The sequence below is a fragment of the Chelatococcus reniformis genome (assembly GCF_014640075.1).
GTDB classification, from domain to species: Bacteria; Pseudomonadota; Alphaproteobacteria; order Rhizobiales; family Beijerinckiaceae; genus Camelimonas; species Camelimonas reniformis.
In genome coordinates, this window is the sequence record NZ_BMGG01000002.1 from 145,197 (window position 1) to 168,809 (window position 23,613).

General features: G+C 69.2%; 22 protein-coding genes. 14 read left to right on the forward strand and 8 right to left on the reverse strand.

Annotated elements, in window-relative coordinates; translation table 11 throughout:
* Positions 1–145 precede the first annotated feature (145 nt).
* Positions 146–1,354 (forward strand): ABC transporter substrate-binding protein, encoded by a 1,209-nt coding sequence (locus IEW34_RS05265; RefSeq protein ID WP_188608113.1) that lies wholly within the window; start codon positions 146–148, stop codon positions 1,352–1,354.
* Between the two features lie 81 nt (positions 1,355–1,435).
* Entirely contained in the window at positions 1,436–2,281 is an 846-nt protein-coding gene (locus tag IEW34_RS05270) for a TetR/AcrR family transcriptional regulator (protein WP_188608114.1), read from the forward strand.
* A 46-nt stretch (positions 2,282–2,327) separates the two neighbouring features.
* Here the strand turns inward: IEW34_RS05270 and IEW34_RS05275 are convergent, their stop codons facing one another.
* On the reverse strand, positions 2,328–2,939 hold the full coding sequence (locus IEW34_RS05275; protein ID WP_188608115.1) for an NAD(P)-dependent oxidoreductase: 612 nt from the start codon (positions 2,937–2,939) through the stop codon (positions 2,328–2,330).
* Between the two features lie 144 nt (positions 2,940–3,083).
* Here IEW34_RS05275 and IEW34_RS05280 point away from each other — a divergent pair, with 144 nt between their 5' ends.
* Positions 3,084–3,464: a winged helix-turn-helix transcriptional regulator gene (locus IEW34_RS05280; RefSeq protein ID WP_188608116.1), complete on the forward strand. Its 381-nt coding sequence runs from the start codon at positions 3,084–3,086 to the stop codon at positions 3,462–3,464.
* A 23-nt stretch (positions 3,465–3,487) separates the two neighbouring features.
* Here IEW34_RS05280 and IEW34_RS05285 read toward each other — a convergent pair whose 3' ends face one another.
* Complete coding sequence (locus IEW34_RS05285; RefSeq protein ID WP_188608117.1) at positions 3,488–5,119, reverse strand: AMP-binding protein; 1,632 nt, start codon at positions 5,117–5,119, stop codon at positions 3,488–3,490.
* A 178-nt stretch (positions 5,120–5,297) separates the two neighbouring features.
* On the opposite strand from IEW34_RS05285, the gene IEW34_RS05290 reads away from it, so the two are divergent.
* From IEW34_RS05290 to IEW34_RS05335, 10 genes are all read left to right on the forward strand, one after another.
* On the forward strand, positions 5,298–6,602 hold the full coding sequence (locus tag IEW34_RS05290) for an aminotransferase class III-fold pyridoxal phosphate-dependent enzyme (protein ID WP_188608118.1): 1,305 nt from the start codon (positions 5,298–5,300) through the stop codon (positions 6,600–6,602).
* A 25-nt stretch (positions 6,603–6,627) separates the two neighbouring features.
* On the forward strand, positions 6,628–7,005 hold the full coding sequence (locus tag IEW34_RS05295; protein WP_188608119.1) for a nuclear transport factor 2 family protein: 378 nt from the start codon (positions 6,628–6,630) through the stop codon (positions 7,003–7,005).
* A 75-nt stretch (positions 7,006–7,080) separates the two neighbouring features.
* Positions 7,081–7,842 (forward strand): IclR family transcriptional regulator, encoded by a 762-nt coding sequence (locus tag IEW34_RS05300; protein WP_188608120.1) that lies wholly within the window; start codon positions 7,081–7,083, stop codon positions 7,840–7,842.
* Between the two features lie 243 nt (positions 7,843–8,085).
* Positions 8,086–10,101, forward strand: a complete 2,016-nt coding sequence (locus IEW34_RS05305; protein WP_188608121.1) for a hydantoinase/oxoprolinase family protein — start codon at positions 8,086–8,088, stop codon at positions 10,099–10,101.
* Positions 10,098–11,681, forward strand: coding sequence for a hydantoinase B/oxoprolinase family protein (locus IEW34_RS05310; protein ID WP_188608122.1), 1,584 nt, complete (start codon positions 10,098–10,100; stop codon positions 11,679–11,681). The genes IEW34_RS05305 and IEW34_RS05310 overlap by 4 nt, the downstream gene beginning before the upstream one ends.
* A gap of 34 nt (positions 11,682–11,715) precedes the next feature.
* The gene (locus IEW34_RS05315; RefSeq protein ID WP_210324455.1) at positions 11,716–13,326 is read left to right on the forward strand and encodes an ABC transporter substrate-binding protein; all 1,611 of its coding nucleotides are present in this window, start codon (positions 11,716–11,718) and stop codon (positions 13,324–13,326) included.
* Between the two features lie 28 nt (positions 13,327–13,354).
* Entirely contained in the window at positions 13,355–14,380 is a 1,026-nt protein-coding gene (locus IEW34_RS05320) for an ABC transporter permease (RefSeq protein ID WP_188608123.1), read from the forward strand.
* Between the two features lie 4 nt (positions 14,381–14,384).
* Entirely contained in the window at positions 14,385–15,224 is an 840-nt protein-coding gene (locus tag IEW34_RS05325) for an ABC transporter permease (RefSeq protein ID WP_188608124.1), read from the forward strand.
* Positions 15,224–16,300 carry an ABC transporter ATP-binding protein gene (locus IEW34_RS05330; RefSeq protein ID WP_210324456.1) on the forward strand — a complete coding sequence of 359 codons (1,077 nt, stop codon included), beginning with the start codon at positions 15,224–15,226 and terminating at the stop codon, positions 16,298–16,300. The genes IEW34_RS05325 and IEW34_RS05330 overlap by 1 nt, the downstream gene beginning before the upstream one ends.
* The gene (locus IEW34_RS05335; RefSeq protein WP_188608126.1) at positions 16,300–17,115 is read left to right on the forward strand and encodes an ABC transporter ATP-binding protein; all 816 of its coding nucleotides are present in this window, start codon (positions 16,300–16,302) and stop codon (positions 17,113–17,115) included. Before IEW34_RS05330 ends, IEW34_RS05335 begins: the two co-directional genes overlap by 1 nt.
* 112 nt (positions 17,116–17,227) lie before the next feature.
* Here the strand turns inward: IEW34_RS05335 and IEW34_RS05340 are convergent, their stop codons facing one another.
* The 4 genes from IEW34_RS05340 to IEW34_RS05355 all read right to left on the reverse strand — a co-directional run bounded on the left by IEW34_RS05340 (position 17,228) and on the right by IEW34_RS05355 (position 21,023).
* Positions 17,228–17,614 carry a GNAT family N-acetyltransferase gene (locus IEW34_RS05340; RefSeq protein WP_244641804.1) on the reverse strand — a complete coding sequence of 129 codons (387 nt, stop codon included), beginning with the start codon at positions 17,612–17,614 and terminating at the stop codon, positions 17,228–17,230.
* An 81-nt stretch (positions 17,615–17,695) separates the two neighbouring features.
* Positions 17,696–18,670, reverse strand: coding sequence for an alpha/beta fold hydrolase (locus IEW34_RS05345; protein WP_188608127.1), 975 nt, complete (start codon positions 18,668–18,670; stop codon positions 17,696–17,698).
* Positions 18,667–19,497 (reverse strand): SDR family NAD(P)-dependent oxidoreductase, encoded by an 831-nt coding sequence (locus tag IEW34_RS05350; protein WP_188608128.1) that lies wholly within the window; start codon positions 19,495–19,497, stop codon positions 18,667–18,669. Before IEW34_RS05350 ends, IEW34_RS05345 begins: the two co-directional genes overlap by 4 nt.
* Complete coding sequence (locus IEW34_RS05355; RefSeq protein WP_188608129.1) at positions 19,497–21,023, reverse strand: flavin-containing monooxygenase; 1,527 nt, start codon at positions 21,021–21,023, stop codon at positions 19,497–19,499. The genes IEW34_RS05350 and IEW34_RS05355 overlap by 1 nt, the downstream gene beginning before the upstream one ends.
* A gap of 76 nt (positions 21,024–21,099) precedes the next feature.
* Between IEW34_RS05355 and IEW34_RS05360 the strand changes: the two genes are divergently transcribed.
* Positions 21,100–21,765: a TetR/AcrR family transcriptional regulator gene (locus IEW34_RS05360; protein ID WP_188608641.1), complete on the forward strand. Its 666-nt coding sequence runs from the start codon at positions 21,100–21,102 to the stop codon at positions 21,763–21,765.
* Between the two features lie 116 nt (positions 21,766–21,881).
* Here the strand turns inward: IEW34_RS05360 and IEW34_RS05365 are convergent, their stop codons facing one another.
* The gene (locus tag IEW34_RS05365) at positions 21,882–22,070 is read right to left on the reverse strand and encodes a hypothetical protein (protein WP_188608130.1); all 189 of its coding nucleotides are present in this window, start codon (positions 22,068–22,070) and stop codon (positions 21,882–21,884) included.
* A 62-nt stretch (positions 22,071–22,132) separates the two neighbouring features.
* A complete protein-coding gene (locus IEW34_RS05370; protein WP_188608131.1) occupies positions 22,133–23,605 on the reverse strand; it encodes a protein adenylyltransferase SelO in 1,473 nt (490 codons plus the stop codon).
* Between the last annotated feature and the right edge of the window lie 8 nt (positions 23,606–23,613).

Sequence of the window (23,613 nt, forward strand, 5' to 3'; positions counted from 1 at the left end):
GCTCCATTATCCCGATTGGTCGTCGGGTGACCAGATGGTCATATTCGATTTTCGACTCGATAATCATTTTTGTTGACGCCGCCAAGCCCCCTTCGTATCGATCGGGCGAAGCGCCGCTCACGGGCGCAGGGAGGGGAGGGACGTCATGAAGTTCTCAGGTCTGGCGCTTGCCGTGGCGGCGTCGTTGCTCGCCACGGCGCCCGGATGGGCGCAATCGGAGACCAAGCCGCTGAAGGTCGGCGTGCTGACCGACATGACCGGGATCTTGTCGTCAGGCCTTGGCGCAGGCTCGGTCGATGGGGCGCGCATGGCGATCGAGGATTTCGGCGGCCAGATGTTCGGCAAGCCGATCGAGTTGGTCTTCGCCGATCACCAGAACAAGCCCGACATCGGCTCCGCTGTCGCGCGGCGCTGGTTCGATCAGGACGGCGTCGACGTGATCGCCGACGTCGGCAATTCGGCCGTGGCGCTTGCCGTCCGCGAGCTGGTGCAGAGCCAGGGCAAGGTCGCCCTGTTCGTCGGCACCTCGAGTTCCGACCTGACCGGCAAGGCCTGTTCGCCCAACACGGCGCAATGGAGCCAGGACAGCTATCTCTGGGCCAATGCCTTGCCGGCCCAGCTGCTGCGCGAGGGCAAGAAGAAGTGGTTCCTGATCGTGCAGGACTGGGCCTTCGGCCACGCCCTCCAGCGCGACCTCACCAAGGTCATCGGCGACGGCGGCGGTCAGATTGTGGGCAGCGTCCGGCATCCGCCCGGTACGGTCGACTATTCCTCCATCCTCGTGCAGGCGCAGAACTCCGGGGCCGACGTGGTCGCCTTCCTCAACGCCGTGCAGGACCTGTCCAATTCGGTGAAGCAGGCCCGCGAGTTCGGCCTGGGAGCCGACGGCAAACAGCAGCTGGTCGCGCTCGCCTTCCTGCTGACGGATGCGCACGGGCTCGGCACCGCGACGGCGGGGGGCATCACCTTCAGCACCGTGTGGTACTGGAATCTCAACCCGGAGGCGCGCGCCTGGTCGCAGCGCTTCTTTGCCCGCAACAAGGCGATGCCGGCGGAGGCCCATGCCGGCACCTACAGCTCCGTCATGCACTATCTGAAGGCGGTGCGGGCCGCCGGCACCACCAAGGCCGACGTCGTCATGGCCAAGATGCGCGAGCTGCCGGTCACGGATTTCTATACGGACGGGGCCAGGCTACGCGAGGATGGGCGGTTGATGCGCAAAGCCTATGTGGCACGCATGAAGACACCTGCGCAGTCCAAGGAGCCCTGGGATTACTATGAGATACTGTCGGAGATCCCGCCGGAGCAGGCGTTCCGGCCCGCCAGCGAGAGGGCGTGCCCGCTGCTGCCGTAGGTGCGCTATCGACTTTGACTGCGGTCGCCGCCTGCCCTAATGCGGCGGCAGCGGCTGCATGGCTCGAGCTGCAGAGGACGAATGGATTTGGTTCGCAAGGGCGCGCCTCAGCGCCACAAGCTGCCGGCGGCGCCGGACGACGTGAGCAAGGCCGTGGCGGCCGCGCCCGGCGAGACGGCGATTGCCGCAGCAACAGGCGCCGCGCCGCGCAAGCCGCGGCGCAAGCTGACACGGGTCGAGAAATCGGAGCTGACCCGGCAGGCGATCTTCCAGGCCGCAGCGGAGATCATCGGCGAGTACGGCTACCGCGAGGCCTCGATCGCAAGGATCATGGAGCGGGCCGGGCTCGGCCACGGCACGTTCTACGCTTATTTCGACAGCCGCGCCGAGCTGTTCGATCAGCTCCTGCCGATGAAGGGCCTGGAGGTGCTGGATGTCCTGCACGGCCACGTCAAGGGCTCGGCGGATCTGGTCGACATGGAGTACCGGGGCTTCATGGGCTTCCTGCAATACGCCAATGCCCATCCCTGGTTCTTCCGCCTGTTGCACGAGGCGGAGGTGGCGGCGCCGCGGGCCTACCGGGAGCACATCGACAACATCATGGCGCGCTTCCGCAGGGCTCTGCGCCGCAGCTGGGAGCGCGGCGAGCTGCCGGGCTACGCCGAGAAGGAGCTGGATACCCTGGCCTACCTGCTGATCTCGGCCCGTGACTACGTCTATTCGCAGCACGTGGGCCGCAGCAGCGACATCCCTGCCGCCCTCGAAGAAGCGGTGGGGACCTACCGCAAGTTCATCTCCTACGGCCTGCGCGGTGCCGCCGATGCCGAGGCGGCGCCAAGCCCGGCCTCAGGCCGTGGCCGGCCCCAGCCGGACCGTCGCAGCAGCGGCAATCCGACCGTCCGGCGCCGGTCGCGCGCGAGCGACTGAGCGGGCGTCTGCCAGCTTTGCGGCGCGTTTGCTCAGCCTGCTGGGCTCAGTAGCCGACGGTGAAGCGCTGGCGCAGATGCGCCGGCTTCTCCAGCTCGTCGACGAGCGCGACGGCATAGTCCTCGAAGGAGATGCTGGAGCCCTTCTCGGAGGTCAGGAGCTGGTCCGTGCCGAGCCGGAAACGGCCGGTCCGCTCACCCGGTACGAACAGCGCGGACGGTGACAGGAAGGTCCAATCGAGATCCTGCACGGCCTTGAGGAGATCGAGGAAGGCCGCGCCCGCCGTCGCCTCCGCCTTGTAGGCGGCCGGAAAATCGGGCTGGTCGACGAGCCGTTGCCCCGGCGCCACCTCGAGGCTGCCGGCGCCGCCGACGATGAGGTAGCGCTTCACGCCCGATGCCCGGACGGCGGCGACAAGCAACTCAGGGTCGCTGGCGGTGAAGTGGACCGCGCTGATCACCGCATCGTGGCCGCGCAGCAGCGAGGCGAGGCCGTCCTTGTCGAACACATCGCCCTTGAACGCCGTCACGTGCGGCAGCTTGGCGATCCTCTCGGGTGTGCGGGCGATGCCGGACACGACATGGCCGCGGTCCGCAAGCTCCTGGAGGACGCGGGCGCCGGCGTTGCCGGACGCGCCGATCAGCGCAACTCTCGCCATGGTCATTCCTTGGTATGTGATCCTGACATGGTCTAGGTATTGGACCTATGCGGACGCTCCGCAAGGAGTCATCTTCGCGTGATCAGGTCAGGCGGCAATGACCGGCGCGGCGCAGGGCACGAGCAGCGCCTGAGGGGCAGGGCTATGATCGAGATGGATCAACGCGTGGTCGACCAGCAGTGCCCGATCCGGGACGTCCTCGACCGTATCGGCGATCAATGGAGCTTGCTCGTGCTCGCCGCCCTGCAAGGGGGCACCAAGCGCTTCAACGAGCTGATGCGCGAGATCGGCGATATTTCCAAGCAGATGCTGTCGCAGACGCTGAAGCGGCTGGAGCAGGACGGCTTCGTGCTGCGGACGCTCTTTCCCGAGGTGCCGCCCCGCGTCGAATACGCGCTGACCGACCTCGGCCGCTCCTTCCTGGAGCCGATGGGCGGTCTGGTCCGCTGGGCGGACACACACCATCAGTCGATCGTCGCGGCGCGGCGGCAGTATGCGGGCAGGATCACCGAAGCCACGGCGTGAGCGGGGTAGGCGGCGGCCGCGCCCTACGGTGCGTGGGCCGCCGCCTGCGCCTGCAGCGCCCGCCAGTCGACCTTGTTCGAGGCGGTGAGCGGCAGGCTGTCGACGAACTCCACCTGGCGCGGCACCTTGAAGACGGCGAGGCGCTCCCGCGCCCAGCCGATGATGTCGGCCTCGCCGACCTTGCCCTTTGCTTGGGGCTTGAGGACAATCAGCGCCTTCACGGTTTCGCCGCGGTAGGCGTCGGGCGCGGCGATCACGCAACATTGCGCCACCGCCTCATGGGCGAACAGCAGGCCCTCCACCTCGGCCGGCCACACCTTGAAGCCGCTGGCGTTGATCATGCGCTTCAGGCGGTCGACCACGTGGTAGTAGCCGTCCGCCGTGCGGTGACCGAGGTCGCCGGTGCGCAGCATGCGCCGCCCGCCGACGACGGCGAAGGCCTGCCGGTCGGCGTCCGGGTTGTTCCAATAGCCGCTGATCATTTGCGGGCCGGCGACGAGGATCTCGCCGACCTCGCCGTCGGGCAGCGGTGCCAGGGTCTCCGGGTCGACGATGCAGGCGACGGTCTGCGGGACGGTCACCCCGACGCTGCCGGCCCGGGGCGCGGCGATCGGGTTGAGGTGGGTGGGCGACATGGTCTCGCTCATGCCGTAGCCCTCGATGTAGACGAGGCCGAAACGGCGTTCGAGCTGCTCCGCCACCGCGACCGGCATGGCCGTGCCGCCGCCGGAGACGACCTTGACGCTGTCGAGCGCGCGGTCGGTGAACGAGGGCTGCGCCAGCAGGTCGATCACCATGGTCGGCGGCGCGTTGAAGAAAGTGGGCCGGTAGCGGCTGAACAGCTCGACGGCGGCGGCGGCATCCCAGCGCGCCATGATCAGCAGGGTCGCGCCGGCGTAGATGCCGCCGTTGAGGGTCGCTTGCATGCCGGCGACGTGGAACAGCGGCTGCACGGCCGTGGCGACGCTCGCCGGCGATAGCTCGTACCACTCCGCCTGCAGCGCCGCCGTGTGCATGACGCTGGCGTGGGTGTGCGGGCAGCCCTTCGGCCGGCCGGTGCTGCCGGACGTGTAGGGCATCACGCAGAGCGAGCCGGGCTGGTTGCGAGGGATCGTCCGGCAGTCCGTCGTCACGGCCTCCGCCCAGGAGACGAGCCGCGGGTCGGCTGCGAGGTCGGGTGCGGGGAGGTGCATGAAGGCGGGCGTGGGCGCCACCGGTTCGGGCGGCAGCGCATCGGCATAGCGGGCGACGACGAGGCGCAGGCGCTCGGCGCCGGCCCATCCCGAGAAGCGATCGACGAGGTCGGCGGCGACGATGGCGACGGTGACGCCGCTGTCCGTCAGGATCGCCCCGACCTCGTCGGCCCGGTACATGGGGTTGAGCGGCACGACGACGGCGCCGGCGCGCAGCGTGGCGTAGAAGGCGATGACGTAGTGCGGGCTGTTCTGCAGGTCGACGGCCACCCGGTCGCCGGGCCGGACGCCGAGTTCGCGCGCAAGAAAGCCGGCCAGAGCCTCCACGTCCCGCCACAGTGCCGCGTAGCTCAGCTCCCGTCCGTAGAAGACGATGGCGGTGTGGGCGGGGCGCACCCGGGCCTGGAGCTCCAGGTTCTCGTCGATGCCCCGCTGCGGATAGGGCGATAGAGCTTGCGGCATCGGACCTCGCGGGCGGATGGGAAGGCGCGAAGGCAGGCTAGCGCTGACCCGCACGCCGGGATAGCGATTTTCGGAATATGATTGCAAAAAACTGAATTCCATGGTCTGAACAGCTCGACCTTCCCGCCCGGCCTGCCGGACGGGCCATGCAATTTGCGGTCCAGGGAGCACCGATCCGATGAAGCGTCTGCTCAGCACCGGCCTCAACGCCGGCTCGGAAACCGTCGTCTCGGTCCTCGGCGGCAAGGGGTCGTATTTCGAGCTGGACGACGGCCGCCGCGTCCTCGACGGCAGCAATTCGGCCGGCGCCCTCGGCCACGGCCATCCAGAGATCGTCGCCGCCATTCGCGAGGCGGCGGCCTATCCGGCCGTCAGCGAGGGCTGGTCCTGGCGCGAGCGTGAGAAGGCAGCCGAGGACCTGATCGATGTCGCCTTCGGCGGCGAGCACGATTGGGTCGGCGCCGTGCGCTTCGGCCTCAGCGGCAGCGAGGTCAACGATCTGGCGCTGTCCCTCGGCCAGGCGCTCACCGGGCGCGCGGCGATCGCCACGCGCGAGCGCGCCTACCACGGCCTCACCGGCCTTGCTCGCGACGTGACGGTCCAGCCGCATTGGCACGGCGGGCTGTCGCGGATGGACGGCGGCGTCAGCCGCGCTGCCGCCGGCGCGCCGGTTCGCGTGCTGTCGGCGCCTGCAGGCTCGCTCTACGGCGAGCGCGTCGTCGAGTTGCCGGACGATTCGCCCGAGGCCATGCGGGCCAAGCTGGCCGACGTGTCGTCCGTCATCATCGACTACACCCAGGGCGGCATCTATCACGACGGCGCCTACCAGGATCGGGTCGCGGCCGCCGCCCGGGCGGCGGGGGCGCTGTGGATCGCCGACGAGGTGGTGACGGGCGCCGGCCGCAGCGGTCGCTGGTTCGCCTTCCAGGGGGGCGAAAGCCGGCCCGACATGGTGACCATGGGCAAGGCGCTGGCCGGCGGCGGCGCGCCCATCGGCGCCGTCATCCTGTCCAGGGAGCTGGTGGAGCGATTGGATCGGACGAGCTGGCAGGCCTACAGCACCTTCCGCGGGCACCCGATCGCCATGGCCGCGGTGCGCGCCTACCTGCGCATCATCGCCCGCGACAAGCTGCTCGAGCGGGTCGCCCGGCTCGGCGCGCGCGTGGGCGAGCGGCTGGTCGCCATTGCCCAGGCTCATCCCAGCGTGGCACGGGTCGACGGCCGTGGCTTCCATTGGACCGTCGAGCTGCACGGCCCGCACTGGAAGGACTGGAGAGCGGACACGGCGGCGGAGCCGGTCGCCAGCAGGGTGGCCGCCCGGGCCCTCGCCCGCGATGTCGTCATCGGCACCAGCGGCGAGGAGACCTCCCTGTTCCTCGCGCCGTCGCTGCTGATGGAGGAGGCCGAACTGGAGCTCTTGCTCGATGTCCTCGACGATGCGCTCGGCGTCGCCGATGAAGAGTTCGCCCGCCGCGCCGGCTGACGGCGCCACGATCTGGAGATCCGCCATGCCCGACATCGCACCCGACGAGGCCGCCGTACGGCAGGTCGTGCAAGACTATTTCGACGCGCTCTACGACGGCGACGTCGCCAAGTTCCGCGACGTCTTCCATCCGGCCTGCCGCCTGTTCACCCTGAGCGACGGCAAGCTCCTCACCCTCGACTATGAGCCCTACATGGCGCGCGTCGCGGGGCGGCCCTCGTCCGCCTCGCGAGGCGATGCGCGCGACGACGAGATCGTCCTGCTCACCGTTGCCAGCCCGACGACGGCCTTCGTGCGCGTGCGCGACTGCTACCTGCCCATGCACTTTGTCACCGACCTGTCGCTCCTCAGGGTCGACGGCCGTTGGCGAATCGTCTCCAAGCTCTGGCACACGCTGGACTGAAGGCCGCTGGATGGCCGGGCATGTCCGGCCATCCACCCTCATGGAAACGAACCGGTCCGGGAGGTCGACGTCCGCATGACCGATGAAGCCGACGATTCGCCGCTCGGCCGCTCGTTCCGCATTCTGGAGGTTCTCGCGGGCGCGCCCGAGGGCCTGAGCCTGAGCGAGATCGCCGCCGCTACCGACCTCGTCGTCGCCACCGTCCATCGCCAACTCGCAACCCTCGCCGGCGTCGGCCTGGTGCGCAAGATCAACGCGCGCTCCTTCGCGCTGGGCGAGCGCATGTGGCGCATCGCGGCGGTGATGACGGGCGATGCCGACGTCACCTCCGCCGCCAAGCCCGTCCTGAAGGAACTCGCCGAGGCCTTTGGCGAGACCGCCTTTCTGGCGCGGCTGATCGGCAGCCAGGTGGAGATCCTGGCCATCGGCATTCCCGACACCCAGGGTCAGTCCTACGTGCAGCCCGGACGCGGAATGCCGCTGCACGCCGCCGCCTCCGGCAAGATCCTGCTGGCACTGCAGAGCGACGAGTTCGTCGACCGCTACCTGAAGCTGCCGCGGCAGGCCTACACGCAGAACACCAAGATCGACGAGGCGGAGATTCGGGCCGACATCGCGCTCGCCCGCAAGCGCCACATGGCCATCTGCGACAACGAGTTCGACCCCGGCATCCTGAGCTATGCCGGTGCCGTGCACGATCGTCGCACGGGGCTATCCTACGCGCTGACCATCTTCGGCCTCGCCGATCGCTTCTCGCAGATCAGTCCGGCGACGGTCGAGACGCGCTTGCTCAGCGCCTGCCAGCGCCTGGGCCGTGCCCTGCGCGACCGCGGCTGAGCGCTACGCCTCCCAAGTTCAACGGCCAAAACGGTGGTGATCGCACGGGTGCTGCCGCGCGGCCTCACATTGGCGCGTCTCTCGCCGATGGGAGTTCTTGCCCAGTCGCCCTCTGCCAAGTCGCCCTCTTGCCAGTCGGTCGCCTGCGAGCGCGAGGCGACACGTAGGGACTTGACCCGATCAACAGATTTTCCGTAAAAAGAGATAAGTTCTCGTTTTTCGAAATCGCGTGGAGAAATCCGGTTGGCTGGCTGGCGTCTGGGAATCGATATCGGCGGCACCTTCACCGACGTGATCGCGGTGGCGGGCGACGGCTCGGCGCGCCGCTCCGCCAAGGTGCCGAGCCGGCCGGCCGAGCCGGTGCGGGCCATCGTCGACGCCATCGCGGCGGTCGACCTCTCCTGGGACGAGGTGGAGGAGATCGTCCACGGCACCACCATCGTCACCAACGACATCGTCGAGCAGCGCTTCCGCCCCTGCGCCCTGATCGCTACCCGCGGCTTCAGCGACACCATCGAGATCGGCCGGGGCTCGCGCCGCCATCTCTATCGGCTCGACCTGCCGCCCCGCGCCGCCCCGCTCGTGGCGCCCGCGCATCGCTTCGAGGTGGAGGAGCGCATGGCGTCTGGCGGCCGCGTTGTCGTGGACCTCACGGAAGCCGAGATCGAGCGCGTCGTCGCCGAAGTGCGCGCGGCCGGCCTCGACACGGTTGCGGTCTGCCTGCTGCACGCCTTCACCAATCCGGAGCACGAGGTGCGGCTCGGGGCGGCGCTGCGGCGGCGGATCGCCAATGTCAGCCTGTCGCACGAGCTGAGCCCGGAGTTCCGCGAGTTCGAGCGCATGAGCACCACCGTGCTCAACGCCATGATGATGGCCAAGATCAAGCAGCACCTGGCCCGCATCGCCGAGCGCAAGCCGCCGGCCAGCCGCGTCCACCTGATGCATTCGGCGAGCGGCATGGCCTCGCCCGAGCTGATCGCCGAGCGGCCGCTGATGCTGGCCATGTCGGGCCCGGCGGCCGGGGTCTCGGCCAGCTGCCGCAGCGCCCGTGAGCTCGGCATTGCCCATGCGCTCACCTTCGACATGGGCGGCACCACCACGGACGTCTGCCTGATCGTCGACGGCAAGGCTCAGATCGCCGCTAACCGCGACCTCGGCGGCCAGCGCATCCGCATGCCCATGGTGGCGGTGGACTCGATCGGCGCAGGGGGCGGCTCCATCGCCCGGCTGGTGAGCGGCGCCCTCGTGGTCGGGCCGCAGAGCGCCGGGGCAAGCCCCGGCCCGGCCTGTTACGGACAGGGGGGTGAGCGGCCGACCGTCGCCGATGCCGATCTCCTGCTCGGCTACCTCAACCCGGATCGCACCCTCGGCAAGTCCGTGAAGCTGTCCAGCGCGCGCGCCGCGGAGGTCGTGGGCCGGCTGGCCGCCGACATGGGCTTCACCCTCGTCGACGCGGCGGTCGGCATCGCACGCGTGGTCAGCGCCAACATGGCCCGCGCCCTGCGCCGCGCGACGGTCGAGCGCGGCCTCGATATCCGCCAGTTCGACATGATCGCCTTTGGTGGCGCGGGGCCCATGCACGCGGCCGAGGTGGCACGCCTCTGCGGCATCGGCCGCCTCGTCATCCCGGCCTTTTCAAGCGGCTTCTCGGCGCTCGGATGTGTCGATGCAACAATGTCATATGCGCGCCAGCTCACTGTAAACATGAAATCGCTGGCGTGGGACCAAACGCGTCTTGACGGGTTGCTTGCGGGGCAGACCGAGGCGCTCGCCGCCTCTCTCACGGCCGCCGGCCACGGCCGCGAGACCCTCGCGGTGGTGCACACCGCCGGCATCCGCTACAGCGGCCAGAGCTACGAGACCCCGATCACCGCGGCCGCCCTCCACGACCCGCAGGTGTTGGGGCAGCAGTTCGACGAGGCCCACCGCGCCCTCTACGGCTACGCCACGGGCGAGCCGTGGGAGCTCGTCTCGGTGCGCACCGAGGTGTCGGCGCCGGAGCGGCCGAGCGAACCCCATGTCATCGTCGGCACGGATGCTCCACCGGCGGCCGCCGCACCGCCGCGCATCGTCACCTTCGAGGACGGCACCAGCGCCAGCGTAACGGTGCTCGACCGCGACACTCTGCCGGTTCACGTGCGCATGCCCGGCCCGCTGGTGATCGAGGACGAGTGGTCCACGGTCATCGTGCCCCCCCGCGACACCGCCTGGATGGACGGACGCGGCAACCTCCACATCGCCGTGAGCCTCGCCCGATGAGCCTCGATCCCGTCTCGCTCGAAGTCATCCGCAACGGCCTCGCCGCCATCGCCGAAGAGATGTCGATGGTGGTGATGCGGGCGGCCCGCTCGCCGCTGCTGCGCGAAGCGGGCGACCACTCCTCGGCGCTCACCGACCGCCATGGCTATCTGGTGGCCCAGGGCCAGGACGTGCCGGTACATCTGGGCGTGCTGAGCTTCACCGTGCGTGAGTTTCTGCGGGTCGTGCCCGCCGGGAAGCTGACGCCCGGCGACGTCTGGATCGTCAACACGCCGGAGGTGGGCGGCAACCATCTGCCCGACGTCAAGCTGATCCGGCCGGTGTTCTCGGGCGCGACGCTCTACGCCTTTGCCATCAGCCTGGCGCATTGGGCCGACATCGGCGGCGCCATGCCGGGCAGCTACTACGCGGCGGCGCGCGACGCCTGGCAGGAAGGTCTCCGCATACCGCCCGTCCGCCTGGTTGCGGGCGACGCCATCGACGAGGAGAAGATGGGCTTCATCCTCGCCAACGTGCGCGGACCGGACGAGCGGCGAGGCGACATCCTGGCCCAGGTTGCCGCCACGCGGGTGGCGGCGCGCCGGCTCGAGGAGCTCGACGGCCAATACGGCGCCGATTTTCTGATCGCCGCCTTCGACGCCATTCACGACCGCGCCGAGCGGCAGATGCGCGAGGCCATCACGGCGATCCCGGACGGCAGCTACACCGGCGTCGACTATATGGACGATGACTGCAACGGCGGCGCGCCGGTGCCGATCCGCGTCACCGTCACCGTCGCCGGCGACGAGGCGACCTTCGATTTCACCGCGAGCGCCGACGCGGTGCCCGGGCCCCTCAACACCACGCGCTTCATCGCGGGGGCGGCGGTGTTCTATGTCATGCGCGCGCTGTTCGGGCCCGAGATCCAGGCGAGCGCCGGCTGCTATCGGCCGCTCACGGTGATCACCCGGCCCGGATCGATCCTCGACGCCGGCCCCATGGCGCCCGTGGTCGGTGGCAACCACGAGACCTGCCAGCGCGTGGCGGATGCCGTCTTCGACAGCCTGATCCCGGTCGCGGTGGATCGCATGAGCGCGGGCGGTCCCACCACCGCCGGCCTGCTCATCTTCGGCATGCAGCGTCCCGACGGCGCCTGGTCGACCTTCTACGAAGTGCATTCGGGCGGCGAGGGGGCCCGCATCGACCGCGATGGCATGGCCGCCACCCGCGTGCACCTCGCGAATGTCATGAACACGCCGGCGGAGGTGATCGAGATGGAATATCCGATCACCGTCGAGTTTCAGGCCATCCGGCGCGGCTCCGGGGGCGCCGGCGCCCATCGGGGCGGCGACGGCATCCGCCGCGGCTACCGCATGCGCGCCGACGACGTCTCGCTGACCACCATGTTCGAACGCGCCGTGGTGCCGCCCTACGGCCTGGCCGGAGGCGATGCCGGCCTGCCGTTCACCGTCAAGCTGATCGCCGCGGGCGGCCAGGAACAGACCCTGGGCGGCAAGCAGAACATCCGCATCAACGCCGGCGATCTGGTCATCGCCGAGACCTGCGGCGGCGGCGGCTACGGGCGAGCACCGGAGCACTGACGAGCGGTCCAACCACAACGAGGGGAGCGCAAACATGAAGAGACGTGAGTTCCTGGGTGGCACCATCGCCGCCGGTGCGACCATGGTCGGTCTGCGGTCCGGCATGGGCCCGGCCTTGGCGCAGGGGCGCAGCAATGTCATCCGCGTGCTGCTGGAGGACGGCCCGAACACCTTCGATCCGGCCGGGACCGGCTACAATACCGCGGCCGTCAGCATCACCTGGAATGTCTACGATCGGCTGGTGAGCTTCGCCAGCGCGCCCATCGAGGGCGAACCCGGCGCCTTCACCTACGATTACGGCACCATCGTGGGGCAGGCGGCCGAGAGCTACACAGTGTCGCCGGACGGGCGCTCGATCACCTTCAAGCTGCGGCCCGGCGCCACCTTCCACGACGGCAGTCCCGTCACGGCCGCGGACGTCAAATGGTCGCTGGACCGCTGCATGACGGTACCGACCGCCAAAGCGCAGTTGGGCACCGGCTCGCTGCGCGATCCGGCGCAGTTCGTCGTGATCGACGACATGACCATCCGCGTCGACACGGAGAAGGCCGACCGCTTCACGCTGCCCAACCTCGCCATCGTCTTTCCCGCGATCTTCAATTCCAAGTTGGCCAAGCAGCACGCGACCGACAGCGATCCGTGGGCGCAGGAATGGCTGAAGACCAACACTGCCGGCGGCGGTCCGTTCAAGCTGGCCAGCTACCAGGCCGGCCAGCAGTTCGTGCTGGAACGCTTTGCCGATTGGAAGAACGGTCCCATCGAGAGCCAAGCGCGCATCCTTTGCCAGGTGGTGCCGATCGCCTCCAGTCGCCGTGCCGCCGCCCAACGCGGCGAGGCCGACATCGTGCGCGGCCTCGCCGGCCGCGATATCGAGAGCCTGCTGGCGGGCGGCAAGACGCGCGTGCTCGGCATCCCCAATCCCAATGGCATCACCTTCATCGCCATGAACACGCAGTTGGCGCCTTTCGATAACGTGAAGGTGCGTCAGGCCATGGCTTACGCCACGCCCTACCAGCAGATGTTCGAGTCGGTGCTCTACAAGCGCGGCCGGGCGCTGTTCGGCGGCTCGGCCTCGACCGACAGCACGGCCTGGCCGACACCGCTGCCCTATGTCACCGATCTCGCCAAGGCCAAGGCACTGCTTGCCGAGGCCGGCCTGGGCGACGGGTTCGAGACCACGTTCTCCATCGATGCGGGGGACGCGGCGCTATCGGAGCCCATGGGCATCCTGATGCAGGAAGCGCTCGGCAAGGTCGGCGTCAAGGCGTCGATCAACAAGGTGCCCGCCGGCCAGATGGGCACCCTCCAAGCCGAGAAGAAGCTCGCCATGTTCATCGGCGTCGGCAACGCCTGGCTGCGCAACCCCGACTACTTCTTCCGCGTCTTCTACAACGGGGCATCGCGCTGGAACTACGGCAACTTCAAGAACGCCGAGATGGAGAAGCTGGTGGCCGAAACCCGCTTCGAGAGCGATCCCGCCGTCTATGCGGCCAAGGTCCAGCGCATGATCGAGATCGCCAAGGCCGACGTGCCGATGATCACCCTGTGGTCGCCATTCCAGGATACCGCTCTGAGCAAGGCCATGAGCGGCTACACCTACATGTTCCACAACGCGCTCGAGCTCAGGCACCTGACCAAGGCATGAGGTGGGCCCTACCGCTCCGGATCGTTCCATGCGCCATAAGGGACTGAGGATCCTCCTTGCGCGGATCGCGACCACGATCCCCATTCTGTTCGGGGTCGTCGTGGTCACCTTCGCGCTGATCCGGTCGCTGCCCGGCGATCCGGCCGTCTACTATGCCAGCGGCCCCGGCGCAGGGCCGGCGGAGATCGAGGCGGTGCGCCGCCAGCTCGGCCTCGATCGCAGCCTCGTCGAGCAGTTCTGGCGCTACCTCGTCGAGCTCGGCTCCGGCCGGTTCGGCAATTCGCTCCAGACCGGCCAGCCGGTGCTCGCCGACTTTGCGCAGAGACTGCCGGCGACGCTCGAACTCGCCATCCTGGCCTTCGCCATGGGCGTCGGCACGGCTATTCCCCTCGGTATCCTGGCCGCCGTCAAGCGCGACGGCTGGATCGACCAGCTCTGCCGGGTGCTGTCGTCGACGGCGGCCGCGATGCCCGGCTTCTTCTTCGGCCTGATCCTGATCTACTTCTTCTATTTCCTGGCCGGGGTGGCGCCGGAGCCGATCGGGCGGCTGCCCGGCTGGGCGCTCCCGCCACCGGTCGTCACCGGCTTCATGACCATCGACTGCCTGCTGGCCGGGGACGTCGAGCTGTTCTGGGCGGCGCTCGGCAAGATGATCCTGCCGGCCGCGTCCATGGCCATCTTCGCCATCGCCCCGCTGCTGCGCATGATGCGCGGCGGCATGATCGATGCGCTCGACAGCGACTACGTCACCGCCTCGCGCGCCTTCGGCCTGTCCCGGACGCGGGTGCTGTTGGGCTATGCCCTGCCCAACGCGCTGCTGCCGGTGCTCGCCACCATGGGCATGGTGCTCTCCACCATGATCGGCGCCAACATCATGATCGAGAAACTGTTCGCCTGGCCGGGGATCGGCGCCTACGCGATCAATGCCTTGATCGGGCTGGACTATGCGCCGGTGCAGGCCTTCGTGCTGATCGTCGCCGTGCTGTTCGTGCTCATGACGCTCGCCATCGATCTCATCTCGTCCGCGGTCGATCCGCGCTACGGCCAGGGCTAACGCGATGCGGAGCGATGCCCTGGCCTTCATCGTCCGGCGCAACGTGATCACCACCGTCGCCGCGGTGCTGATCGTGCTGCTCGTCGTCATCGCCATCGTCGGGCCGGCGCTGGTGCCCTACGACCCCCTGGCAACGAGCGCCACCGAGGTGCTGATGCCGCCGTCGGCCCGCCATTGGTTCGGCACCGACGGCCTGGGGCGCGACATCTTCAGCCGCGTCATCGTGGCGGCGCGGCTCGACATCGCCATCGCCGTGTCCGCCGTGGCGCTCTCGGCCGTGGTCGGCGTCTCGATCGGTGCCGTCAGCGGCTATGTCGGCGGCGCGCTCGACCGGGTCCTCAGCCGTGTCGTCGACGTGATGATGGCCTTTCCGCTGTTCGTGGCGGCCATGGCGCTGGTCGCCGTCTTCGGCAACTCGGTGAAGAGCATCGTGCTGGCGACGGCGATCATCAACCTGCCGTTCTACTTCCGGCTGATCCGCGCCGAGATCATGGCGCGCCGGTCGATCGGCTACGTGGAGGCGGCCGTCATCACGGGCAACAGCGCAACCAACGTCATCTTCCGCTTCCTGGTGCCCAATTCGCTGCCGCCCGTGATCGTGCAGGTCTCGCTCAACCTGGGCTGGGCGATCCTCAACGCCTCCGGGCTCGCCTTCATCGGGCTCGGCGTGGCGCCGCCCACGCCCGAATGGGGCATCATGATCCAAGAGGGGGCGGCGCTGATGCTGTCGGGTGAGTGGTGGGTGGTGGTCTTTCCCGGCCTCGCCCTGGTGCTGTCGGTGTTCTGCTTCAGCCTTCTCGGCGACGGCATCCGCGACGTCATCGATCCGAGGCGCCGCAGCTGATGGCCTCGGAACCCGCCATGCCGCAGCCTGCGGCCCCGCAGCGCTCGACTCCGCAGCGCTCGACCCCGCTCTTGGCCATCGAGCAGCTGACGGTCGGCTTTGAGACGGCGACCGGCACAGTGCATGCCCTCGATGATGTGTCGTTCGCCATCGGCCGGGGCGAATGCGTCGCTCTCGTCGGCGAGAGCGGCTCGGGCAAGTCGATCACCGGCCTCGCCGTGATGCGGCTGCTCGGCCGCCGGGCCCTCGTTCAGGCCGGGCGCATCGTCTTCGACGGCGCCGATCTGCTGACGCTCTCCGAAAAGGCCATGCAGGCGACGCGCGGCAAGCGCGTCGCCATGATCTTCCAGAACGCCAAGGCGAGCCTCAACCCGATCAAGACCGTCGGCGACATCCTCGTCGATATCCTGCGCAGCCACCACCACGGCCTTTCGCGCGCTGCGGCCCGGGCGCGCATCGTCGCGCTGCTCGACCGCATCGGCATCAACGAGCCAGCCGAGCGCCTCAGAGCCTATCCCTCGGAGCTATCGGGCGGCATGTGCCAGCGCATCATGATCGCGGCCGCCTTCGCCTGCGAGCCGGACCTGATCATCGCCGACGAGCCGACCAGCGCGCTCGACGTCACCACCCAGCAGTTGGTCATGGACCTGCTCATGACGCTGTGCCGCGAACGGGGCGTGGCGGCGATCTTCATCACCCACGACCTGGCGCTGGCGAGCGAGTATTGCGACCGTGCCGTCGTGCTGCACGCCGGCCAGGTGCTGGAGCAGGGGCCGGTGAGCGAGGTGCTGACCAGTCCGCGCCATCCCTACACCCGGATGCTGCTCGACAGCCTGCCTTACGGCAAGGACGACATCGGCCAGCTTAAAGCCATGGGTGGGGGCTTGCCCGATTTGCGCCGCAACGACCTGCCGTGCTGTCGCTTCGCCGAGCGCTGCCCGCAGGTCGAGCCCGCCTGCCGCGGCCTGCCGCTGCCGGAGCGCCGGTTCGGGCCGACACACATCGTGCGCTGCCAACATCCGCTGGAGCCATCATTGGCCGCGGCGCCGCGAGCCTCGGCCGCGAGGGCGATGTGATGGCAGCCAAGCTGCTCGAGCTCGGCGCCGTGAGCAAGGTCTTCGACTTCGGCGGCGGCGCCCGGCTCACCGCCGTCGACGCGGTAAGCCTCGACGTCATGCCGGGCGAGATCGTCGGCATCGTCGGCGAGTCCGGCAGCGGCAAGTCGACGCTCGCCCGCATCGCGGCTCGGCTGATGCCTCAGAGCAGCGGCAACGTGATCTTCCGTGGCGAGGACGTGAGCGGCCTCACCGGCGTGCGCTTCAGCCGCCAGCCGGCCCGGCGGCGGATGCAGATGGTGTTCCAGGATCCGCTGGCGAGCCTCAACCCGCGCTTCACGGCCTTCGCCGCCATCGCCGATCCGGTGCGGCAGCTCGGCACCGCCGACGAACGGGGCAACACCCGCGCCCTGGTGGAGCGCGCGGCCCAGCGCGCCGGCCTGCCGCCGGCGCTGCTGGCGAGCTACCCCCACCAGCTCTCCGGCGGCCAGCGGGCCCGAGTCGACATCGCCCGCGCCATCGTGCTGGAACCCGAGCTGCTGATCCTCGACGAGCCCACCTCGGCGCTCGACGCCTCGCTGCAGGCCCACGTGGTGCAGACCCTGATGCAGCTCCGGCAGACCATGGGCATGACCTACATCTTCGTCAGCCACGACCTCAATCTGGTGCGGCTGATGAGCGATCGCATCCTGGTCATGCTGAAGGGCAAGGTGGTGGAGAGCGGCGCGACCGCGGCCGTGTTCGGCGACCCCCAGCACGCCTATACGCGCAAGCTCATCGCCGCCATCCCGGTGCTGGGGCGGCGGCGCGCTGCGGCCGGCGGGCTGCGGACCTGATTCAATGTGTCGCTCCAACCTGTTGGCTTAACTGTATTTTAGCACCGTTAAGCCCGCGCCTCGAGGGAGGTTGGGCGTTCGATCGGTCGGACGGGGCCGCGGTCGACCCCTGTTACAGCGACAGGTGCATGAACTGGTTGAAGGCGCTGGCGTCATAGTCGGCGAAGGCGGCGCCACTCCGGAAGCCGCGGCTGCGATACATCGCCAGCGCCGGCTCGAAGATCGGCCCAGTGCCGGTTTCCAGGCTGAGGCATGTGAGACCACGGAGGCGCGCCTCGGCGATGAGATGGTCGAGGATCGCCGTGCCGACGCCCTTGCGCAGGTGGTCCGGGTGGGTGCGCATCGACTTGATTTCGCCCCGACGATCGCCGAGCTCCTTCAAGGCGCCGACGCCGAGGACGATGCCACTGTCCCAAGCGCTCCAGACCGTGATGCCGGGCGACCGCAAGCCCGAGAGATCGAGCGCGAAAGCCTGACCCGGCGGTGAGACCGCGTGCATGCCCGAGAGATGAGGGCGAGCAGGGCCCGCGTCTGCACACCCGACAGATCATCCGCGTGGATCTCGAGCATCATGCCGCCGTCACGCCGACGCGGGCCGCGCCGGCACGACCGCCGGCATCGCCGCCGCCACGCTGCGGATCATGCGTGCCGCCGCGTCCGGCTGGGTCACCGGCAGCATGTGGCCGCCGGGCACGAGCTCCAGTGCCAGCCCGGGGATCTGTTCCTTGGCCTTCAGGGCGTGCACACAATGATCGAGCAGATTGTCGCCGGTGCCGTAGAGCATGCCGACCGGGCCGGCGAGCGAGCCGTAGCGTTCGAGCATGGTGGGCAGATCGTCGCCCGCCACCACCATGTCGGCCGAGGAGTTCCAGTAGCTCTTGGGCCGTAGCGACAGCACGCCGCCGCCCTTGCGCGCGAAATCGTCCGGAGGCCGCTCGGGCGCGAAGACGGCGTCGGCAATCTGCTCGGCGCGCAGCACGCCCATGGGCACGGCAGCCGTCCAGGCGATGAGCGTGCGCAGCAGCGGGGAACGCACGTCGAGCGCCCGGAACATCGGCGGCGCTTCGTCCTGGGGCTGGGTGAACGGTGCGATGAGGGCCAGGCCGCCCACCGTCTGTGGGTGGTCGATGGCGAGGGCCAGGGCAATGGCGCCGCCGAGCGAGTGGCCGACGACGAGCGGTCGTTCGAGCCCCAGCGCCGCGGCGACGCCGGCCATGGTCGCCGCCTGGGCGCGCACGTTGCAGCGGGCATCGCGAGGACGCGTCGAATAGCCCGAGCCGGGCCGGTCGACGATGATCAGGCGGAAGTCGTCGGCGAGGCGGCCGGCCAGGGCGTAGGTGAAGTTGCCCATCTGGCCGCCCAGGCCGTGGATCATCAGGATCGGCGGGCCGCTGCCCACGTCCAGGTAGTGGATGCGCTGGCCGTCGATGTCGAGAAAGCGGCCGAGCGGCGGCGCCACCCTCTCGACCCCGCGCTGGATCACCCAGGAAAACAAGGCCAGCCCGCCGGCAATGACGGCGACCGCCACCACGATGCCGACCAGCCAGGATGTCATCGGGACCCCAGTCTGGACAGCAGCTTCCAATAGCCCACGGGGGTCACGCGCTCCAAGGCGGCGACGATCCTCGCATCGGTGCCGACCAGGACCCGCGCCTGCCGCCGCTCGATCGCGCCGACGATGGTCTCGCCGGCGATCTCCGGCGGCAGCCGCAACATGCGGGCGGCACGCGCCTGGCCGGCCGCGATCTGCTCCGGCGTGTTCGACTGGGCGGAGCGGGCGTTGCGGGCAATGGCGGTGGCGACGCCTCCCGGATGCACAACGGTGACCCCCACCGAGGTGCCGGCGAGCTCATGGGCGAGCGACTGGCTGAAGCCCCGCACCGCGAACTTGCTGGCCGAATAAGCGGTCTGGCCGGGCGGTGCGACGATGCCGTAGATGCTCGAGAGGTTGACGATGCGGGCGTCGTCGCTGGCCTTCAGGGTCGGCAGGAAGGCGCGCGTCATGCGCACCACGCCCCAGAAGTTGATGGCGAACAGCCATTCGAAATCCGCCTCGCTGACCTGCTCGAAGGAGCCGCCGAGCGCGACGCCGGCGTTGTTGACCAGGACGTCGACGCCGGCGTGCTCGTCCAGCACCTCGGCCGGAAAGGCGATGACGGCATCGCGGTCGCCGACATCGAGCCGATGCCGGCTGACCTTGACGGGACCGTGCGGGCCTCTCGGCAGCAGTTGCTCCGTCTCTGCCAGCCTCGCGGTGTCGAGGTCGGCGAGGGCGAGATTGGCGCCGCGCCTGGCGAGCGAGATCGCGATGGCGCGGCCGATGCCGCTCGCGGCGCCTGTGATTACCGCGGTACGGCCCTTCAGGTCCGTGGCCGCGGGCATCAGGCTATCCCCGCCGGGGCGCGCGCCGGCGTGAACTCCACGGCGCCGTCGTCGATGGCGCCGAGGCGCATCGCCACGAGGTCACGGGCGTAGTTCTGGTGGACCCGCCAGGGGGCCGTGTCACCTTGCTTGGGCAAAAGCCCCGCCGCCCGCTTGATATAACCGGAGGTGAGCGCGAATGCGGTGGGGCCGTCGACCACGGCGCCGCGCCAGCGCGGCGTCGCTGCGGCAAAACCCTTCGCGTCCATGTGGGCGAGCAGCCGGCAGACGTAGCGGGCGGAAAGCTCGGCCTTGAGCGTCCACGACGCGTTGACGTAGCCCATGGCGAGCGCAAAGTTGGGCACGCCGCTGAACATCATGCCCTTGTAGGCCATGGTCTGGCCGAAGTCGACGCGCTGTCCGTCCACCGCCACCTCCATGCTGCCCATCAGGCCGAGCTTCAGGCCGGTTGCGGTGACGATGACGTCGGCCTCCAGCGTGCGGCCCGACCGTAGCGCAAGCCCGGTCGGGATAAAACGCTCGATTTCATCGGTGACGATCGAAGCCTTGCCGGCGCGGATGGCGGCGAACAGGTCGCCATCCGGCACCAGGCAGAGTCGCTGGTCCCAGGGCGCGTAGCTGGGCGTCAGATGCGTCGCGGCATCGAAATCGGGACCGATCTGCTGGTGCGCCATGGCAATCAGCCCGGCCTTGGTGCGCTCGGGATGGCGCCGGGCGTAGTTGTAGAAATACATGCCGAGCAGCAGGTTCTTCCAGCGCACCAGCCGATGGGCGAGCCGCTTCGGCAGCCGCCGATAGAGGCGGGCCGCCGTCGGATCGCGCGCGGGCCGCGCCACGATATAAGTGGGCGAGCGTTGCAGCATGGTGACGTGAGCGGCCGTCTCGGCCAGCGCCGGCACCAGGGTCACGGCGGTGGCGCCGCTGCCGATGACCACGACGCGCTTGCCGCCATAGGCCAGGTCCGTCGGCCAATGCTGGGGATGCACGCGCGTACCGGCGAAGCGGTCCATATCGGGCCAATGGGGCAGGTGGCCGGCGTCGTAGTCGTAGTAGCCGCTGCACATGAACAGGAAGCGGCAGGTGAAACGCACCGGCACTCCCTGCGGCCCGCGCAGCGCATCCACGTTCCACAGCGCCCTGGCGGATGACCAGGCGGCGCGCACGACCTTGTGGCGGAAACGGATGTGCCGGTCGATGCCGGCGGCCGCCGCCGTATCTGCGACGTAGGCGGCGATCGAGGCGCCGTCGCTGATGGAGACCTCGTTCGGCCACGGCCGGAAGCTGTAGCCCAGGGTGTGCATGTCGGAATCGGAGCGCACGCCCGGATAGCGGAACAGGTCCCAGGTGCCGCCGATAGCGCCGCGCCGTTCCAGGATCGCGTAGGCCTTGCGCTTGTGGCGGGCCTTGAGGTGCCACGCCGCTGCGATGCCGGATAGCCCGGCGCCGACGATCAGCACGTCGACATGCTCATCGGGGATTGCCGTCCGCCCTTCCTGTACTGGCACCGTCCCCGTGCCGCCGGTCATTGCCGATCCCGCTTTTTTTGACAATCGCGGTTGTCACCGTTGCCTCTGACAATGCGTCATGTCAAGCATGCGCCCCATGGGCGAGCGCAAGGTGACGCGACGCAACAATTCGGGGGAGGCCGCGGCGGAGCGGGGCGGCGGGGCGCGGCGTTACCGCGGTGTCCCTCTGGATGCGCGCCGGGCCCAGCGACGCGAGGCGCTCGTCCGGGCGGCGGTCGAGGTCTACGGCGCGCGCGGTTACCGCAACGCCACGGTGAAGGCGATCTGCGAAGCGGCTGGGTTGACCGAGCGCTATTTCTACGAATCCTTCGCGAATGGCGAGGCGTTGCTCGTCGCCGCTTTCCGGGCGGTGACGGAGCAGACCTTGGCCGATATCGAGCGGGCCGGCGCGGGCCAGCCGGGCACCTCCAGCGCCCGCATGGAAGCCGTGTTGCTGGCCTATTTTCGCCTGCTGAAGGAGCGCCCGCGCGGCGCGCGCGTGTTCCTCGTCGAGATCGTGGGCATCGACGTCCAGGTCGACGCGATGGTCGCCTGGGCGGTGAACAGCTTCGGCGCCCTGTTCGAGCGCACTATCAATCCGGGCATGGCAATTGATGACGGCGCCGCGCGCACGTTGCTGCGGGCCGGCGTGGTCGGCGGCGTGTTCCAGATCGCGCTGACCTGGATCGGCCGCGGCTACGACGACGACGTGGATCTCGTCGCCGCCCAGGCACTGCGGCTGACCGACGTGCTGCGGCAATAAGGCTCCGACTAGAGCGTTTTCGAGCGAAGTGGACGCCGGTTCGCGTGAAGAACGCGACAAATCAAACAGATGGAGCATTTCGGCGATTCGAAGCAACGCGGAAAGGCTCTAGCTCGTCAGCTCTTCTTCAAGGCCCGGGCGGCCTGGTCGAGTTTCGTCCAGTCGCTGCCATATTCGCTGACGAGGCCGCGGGCCTGCGACGGCGTGATGCCGTGGCGCTTGGCGAGATAGCTGATCTCGTAGCCTTCGCGGCGTATCGGCGGCATGTGGCGCTCGGGCTGGCGAGCGTTGGGGTCGTTGGGCATAACGTCCCTCCCTCTGCGTGCTGCTAGAGAGATAAGATCACCACGGTTCCAAGCAAGGATGCTCAGGTGCCGCAGAAGGTCCGCAGCACCCGCTCGTCGGCTGTCGGTGGATCGGCGTAGGCGGCGAAGCGCGGCTGTTCCTCGAAGGGCGTGGCGAGCACCGCGAGCAGGTCCTCGAAGGGCTCGAAGTCGCCGCCGACCGCTGCGGCAATTGCGGCTTCGATGCGGTGGTTGCGCGGAATGTAGGCCGGGTTGACGGCCAGCATGGACGCCCGTCGCGTTGCTTCGTCAGTGGGCTCCTGCGCCAGGCGCCGGCGCCACTGCTCCGCCCAGCGGTCATAGGCGGTCGGGTCGATGAACAGATCGCGCACGGCGGCGTCGCCCTCGGGCGCACCGGCCGCGTGGCTCAGGGCGCGGAAGGTCCGCGTGAAATCGGCCTTGTTCTCGGCCAGAGCGGTCAAAAGGCCGTTGAGCAGGTCGAGATCGTCCTCGTGGGCTGTGGCGAGTCCGATCTTGCGGCGAAAGCCGGCCAGGTAGTTGGCCTGGAAGCGGCCGGTGAAGGCGTCCAGGGTGCCCTCGGCGATGGCGACCGCCTCCTTGTCGTCGTCGGCCAGTAAGGGCAGCAGGGTCTCGGCCAGACGGGCCAGATTCCACAGCGCGATCGATGGCTGGTTGGCGTAGGCGTAGCGGCCGTATTCGTCGATCGAGCTGAACACCGTGGCCGGATCGTAGGCGTCGAGGAAGGCGCAGGGGCCATAGTCGATGGTCTCGCCGGCGATCGAGGTATTGTCGGTGTTCATCACGCCGTGGATGAAGCCGACCAGGAGCCAGCGCGGCACCAGGTCGGCCTGGGCGGCGATCACCGCCTCCAGCAGGGCGCGATAGGGCGCCGATGTCGCGGCGGCGGCCGGATAGTGCCGCGCGATGACGTGATCGGCCAGCAGGCGCAGGGCCTCGACGTCGCCGCGCGCGGCGAAATACTGGAAGGTGCCGACCCGGATGTGGCTCGCCGCGACGCGGGTCAGCACCGCGCCCGGCAGGAAGCTCTCGCGCGCCACCATCTCGCCGGTCGTCACGGCGGCGAGCGAGCGCGTGGTGGGGATGCCCATCGCCGCCATGGCTTCGCTGACGATGTATTCGCGCAGCACCGGCCCGAGCGCCGCGCGGCCGTCGCCGCGGCGCGAGAATGCCGTGGGGCCCGAGCCTTTCAGCTGGATGTCGCGACGTCGGCCCTTGATGTCGATGATCTCGCCCAGCAGGTGGGCGCGGCCGTCGCCGAGCTGCGGCACGAAATGGCCGAACTGGTGGCCGGCGTAAGCCATGGCGATCGGCTCGGAGCCGCCGGCGATGCGCTTGCCGGCCAGCACCTCGACCCATTCGGGTTGCGCCAGCAGGTCGGGATCGAGGCCGAGCTCGCGCGCCAAAGGGCGGTTGAGGCGGATGAGCCGCGGCGCCTCGACCGGCGTCGGGGCCACACGCTCGTAGAAGCGCGGCGGCAGGCGCGCGTAGCTGTTGTCGAAAAGCACGTCCTGCATGAACCAGA